At 35.3% G+C, this 1,378-nt stretch carries 2 protein-coding genes; both read left to right on the forward strand.

Annotated features, from left to right (window positions below; translation table 11 throughout):
- Positions 1–335: 335 nt before the first annotated feature.
- Positions 336–797: an IS200/IS605 family transposase gene (gene tnpA, locus ACOVO2_RS10250; protein WP_421769876.1), complete on the forward strand. Its 462-nt coding sequence runs from the start codon at positions 336–338 to the stop codon at positions 795–797.
- A gap of 156 nt (positions 798–953) precedes the next feature.
- Positions 954–1,378: c-type cytochrome domain-containing protein (locus ACOVO2_RS10255; RefSeq protein ID WP_421769877.1), on the forward strand; the 425-nt coding region annotated here is incomplete at its 3' end.

Genomic DNA, 1,378 nt, shown 5'->3' on the forward strand with positions numbered 1-1,378 from the left:
TTTTGATTTCGGATAGTCTTTTCTACCGATATATAGTGCCTACGGCACATTTTAAACCCGCTGCTAATTCAAGCAAAAATTGCTGAAGCTCGGCATACTCCGTTAGGAGTTGTATATTGGTAATAAATAAACAATCGTATTTATTAATGCTCCATCAGGAGCTAAACCAACAATAACCCAAAATACAATTGCTAAAAAAGAATTAGAGAACAAAATCATTGAAATTCAACCTACTCCGTTAGGAGTTGTATATCGGTAGAAAAAATCAAAATAAAAGCTCTTGCTCCGTCAGGAGCTAAACCAACCAACAACAACGCAAAAATACACCCAAAAAAATGGCTAATACATTCACACAAATACACTTGCATTTGATATTTGCGGTAAAATTTAGACAAAGCCAAATTCAACGAGAATGGAAAGATAAACTTTATAAATACACAACTGGAATCATACAAAATAATGGCCACAAAGTTCTGATTATCAACGGCATGGCTAACCATATTCATATCTTAATTGGCTTTCGTAGTACACAAGCACTTGCCGATTTGATGCGAGATATAAAACAAATGACCTCACTTTGGATAAACGAAAATAAATTCACCAAAGGTAAATTTGCTTGGCAGGAAGGTTACGCCGCATTTTCTTACGGACAATCTCAGTTACCAACTATCATAAAATACATTGAAAACCAAGAAGAACACCACAAAAAGAGAACATTTTTAGAAGAATACAAGGAGTTTTTAAAGTTGTTCGATATTGAATTTGATGAAAAATATATTTTCAAAGACCCTGAGTAAATTGGTTTAGCTCCTACGGAGCAAGTTGAATTTGTACATAAGCTTTACTACCAATATTTAACTCCTAACGGAGTATCTGTACGACGTAATAAATATTCAATTATTAAAACTTTTACTCATTAATCAAAATTTGCCATTTCAACTAATGAATTAATCATGAAAAAATACTTACTATTACTCATTGCTTGTATTTATTTATGGTCATTCAAACCGAATGGGCATCAGCATGCTGACCCTACAAAATTGCCCGAAGATGTGGCTCTTGCCTATAAAAATTTACCTGCAAGTTTAGATTATAACCTTCACGTAAAGCCCATTTTATCGGATAAATGTTTTGCTTGTCATGGGCCAGATAAAGCCAAACAAAAAGCAGGTTTACGCTTAGATTTACCCGAAGCCGCTTATGCTCAACTACCCGAAAGCCCCGGAAAAGTTGCCGTTTCGCCACGAAACTTAAAGAGAAGTGAGGTTTTTCACCGAATCCTTTCTACCGACCCAACTTATGTAATGCCTACGCCCAAATCTCATTTGAGTTTATCGGCTCACGAAAAAGCGGTCATCATCAAGTGGATTGAAAATGG

This window comes from Emticicia sp. (assembly GCF_049241225.1).
In the GTDB taxonomy this organism is placed as follows: Bacteria; Bacteroidota; Bacteroidia; order Cytophagales; family Spirosomataceae; genus Emticicia.

Coding starts and splice junctions, on each gene's coding strand:
- tnpA (WP_421769876.1), top strand. CDS start 336: ATGGCTAATACATTCACACAAATACACTTGCATTTGATATTTGCGGTA.